General features: G+C 38.9%; 2 protein-coding genes and 1 pseudogene. All 3 read right to left on the reverse strand.

Translation table 11 applies throughout. The features are described 5' to 3' along the window. Window positions 1-91 precede the first annotated feature (91 nt). Window positions 92-1,315 (reverse strand): Nramp family divalent metal transporter, encoded by a 1,224-nt coding sequence (locus Q0505_RS07805; protein ID WP_299210986.1) that lies wholly within the window; start codon window positions 1,313-1,315, stop codon window positions 92-94. Between the two features lie 353 nt (window positions 1,316-1,668). Further along, window positions 1,669-2,796 carry a tryptophan 7-halogenase gene (locus Q0505_RS07810; RefSeq protein WP_299210989.1) on the reverse strand — a complete coding sequence of 376 codons (1,128 nt, stop codon included), beginning with the start codon at window positions 2,794-2,796 and terminating at the stop codon, window positions 1,669-1,671. Between the two features lie 3 nt (window positions 2,797-2,799). Beyond that, window positions 2,800-3,085 (reverse strand): annotated as a pseudogene (locus Q0505_RS07815) (hypothetical protein); the annotation flags it as partial.

Here is a 3,085-nt window from a genome sequence, read left to right on the forward strand (position 1 = left end):
GCAATATTGCACGAACTCAAAAGTGGCAATAACTGAGCTTCATTGCCTATGCCTTCACCAACATCGCTATTAAGATCTATACTGTACATACTTATACTACGCCAAAAACTTTAAGAATACTTTTAAGACCTAAGCCAAAAACAATAAACCAAATTACAATGCCTAGTATGTTTTGCCAAGGCTTGTTTATATATGTTCCTAAGAGTTGCTTTTGATTTGCCATCCAGATCAAATACCCTGCAATGATAGGAAGTAAAATACCGTTGGCTACTTGGGCAAATTGGATGATATCGATCGGATTGTAATTTAATGAAGAAAAGAAAATACCTAATAACAAAATTCCTCCCCACACCAATCTAAACTTCATTGATTTAATATTTTTCTCCCACCCTAAACATCCTTGCACTACATACGCTGCGGCAAGCGGTGCTGTAATCGCCGATGTCAAACCTGCGGCTCCCAATCCAACACCCACAAAAAATCGTGCATATTCCCCAAACAAGGGTTCTAGACTCTTCGCAAGATCGGCAGCGTTTGAGATGTCATTTCCCTGTATGGCTGCAGCACATATAATAATCGCCATAGAAACCAAACCGCCTAATATAACAGCAACAATCGTATCTTTTCTAGCGATAGGAAGATCTTCAGCTCCTTTCCATTTTTCAGTAACTAGTGAGGCGTGTAAAAACAGATTATAAGGAACGACCGTAGTTCCTACCAAAGCGATAATGGTCAGCGTACTATCTTGTGGAAACGAAGGAATCAAACTTCCTTTTAATACCATCATCAGATCTGGTTTTGTCACAATCGCAGTAATGATAAAGGCAACACTCATAAACAATACCAGTCCCACCAGAATCCGTTCCAATATTTTATAACTCCCTAAAAACAGAATCAAAGCAGCTAGTAACCCTATGCCTATGCTCCATCCATTAAGTGTTACAGTTCCTATTTCAAAGGCACCAGAAGCACCCAGCGCTTTTATTCCTAATACACCTCCGCTTATATTCCCCGCTTCATAGGCAGCATTTCCTATGACAATGGCACTCAACATTAATAAGATTGCCAATAGACGAATGGTTGGGTTTTTAATTTGCGATCGGATGACTTCTGAGAGTCCTTTATGAGTAACCAATCCTATGCGGGCTGCCATTTCTTGCAAGACAATTGTAGCCATGATTGAGAGTACCATTGCCCATAATAATGTAAACCCAAAAGAAGCGCCTGTAATTGTACAAACAGTCACTGTACCCGGTCCAATAAATGCCGCAGCTATAAGTACACCAGGACCTGAGATTGAATATTTTTTTTTCATGGATGGCTGCTTGAATTACGAATGTCTAATGTATAAAAAATAACACAGCTCGGTTTTGCTCTCAAAAAAATTTTAGAATGGCTACAGAGACTTCATTCAGTCATCATTTTTTCTTTTGACCACCTCTTTTTTACAACGGCTCTTGTTTTTTGAGATAGGAATTTTATAGGAGATGTTGATGTTTTGGGAATTAAAACGTTAACAAGTCCTGTTTGGTCAACTAATCTTACTTTTTAGAAATCTTTATTTATGAATTTGAAAGATGCTTTATACCCTATACCTACGGTAGGTTAGCTTTTCGCGAAAGCGTATATAACCTCATCCCCATTTTTAACAAACTGTTGAAAAAGGAGTTACTGTACGTTTTCTAATACTTCTTTGGCTTGCATCGTCTTCCAAAATGGACTATCCTTCCATCTTTTTTCTAGATTATAAAAATAACTGCGTGATGTGAGGTAGTACTCGTATTGTGCTTTTACTTCTTTTTGATACTGATCTAATGCTTCTTTTGAGCCTTGTAAATAATAAGCTATGATTTCGGCGGCTCTTGCGCCTTGTGTGGTTGCTTTTGTGATGCCTTGTGATGTAATGGGATCGTAGGTAGTAGCCGTATCGCCTATGGCTAACCAATCTTCACCTACCATCGTATTGAGGCAAAAAGAAACCGCATTGAAACCTCGTACTTTATTTTCGACAGGTTCCATTTGAGAAAGCAAATCTCGTGTATTTGGAGCGTCTGCCAGTAAATAAACCCAGTTTTGAAGGTCGTGCAATCCTAATTCTTTGACAACCCCTGCTGTGGTATAAAAAGTAACGAGCAAGTACTCGCCAGGAATTCTGGCGGCATACCACCAACCATGTTCGACCGATTCTAAATGTGTTAATTTAGAAACCTCTCGATTGCCTTTGTTTTTAAAGCGGAGGCCGACACACATTAGAGGCGTCCCTTGAATTTTATACGATCCGCGGTCTGTTGCAAACACACCTCTACTTCCTGTCGCATCCACCACAAAATCTGCATGTAACGTTTTTTGTGTTGCTCGTTTTTTTTGATATTGAATTTGGTAGCCTGTAGCTGTTTTTTGAGATCCTAAATAAGTTGCTTCTTTAATAATTTTTGCTCCTTTTTTAAGACTTTCATCTACCAGAAACTGATTGTATTTTGATCGATCCAAATGCCAACCATGACCGTGCGGACTTAGCATACTGTCATTATATCCTCGCAACGGACTTCCCCAGTACGAGCAACTTCCATAACAGGGTTCATGCCCTTCTTCTAAGAAAGATTCATAGACACCTAATTGTTTTAAAAGGAAATTCATATCTGGTGGAATGCTTTCTCCTATATGAAATTTACCACCTTTAGCATTGTCTATGATATACACGTCACTCAGTCCTGCATTCAGTAATGAAATAGCGCAGGAACACCCTGCGGGTCCTGCGCCTATAATTACAATGCTATGTGTTCCTTTTTGTTCCAAAGATTAATCTTCTGGAGGAAATACATTATCTGTGACCGTATTAGGCCAGAAAATTACCTTATTACTCTCGTCTTTATCAAACAGACTTTCTACTTCAAGGTAATAGTCTTTATCAAAATCGGCTGGATAGTCTTTGATCGCTGGTCCTTGCATAATGACTCCAATACGCATCCAATTGGATAGAAAATCTCTACGATCTTGATAACGTCCTACATTCATAGCTTTAGAATCAAAAGAATCTGTTTCTGGTATACAAGGTTTAGACATTGGACAGCCTGGCGAAGATAAT

The organism is uncultured Dokdonia sp. (assembly GCF_937910895.1).
In the GTDB taxonomy this organism is placed as follows: domain Bacteria; phylum Bacteroidota; class Bacteroidia; order Flavobacteriales; family Flavobacteriaceae; genus Dokdonia.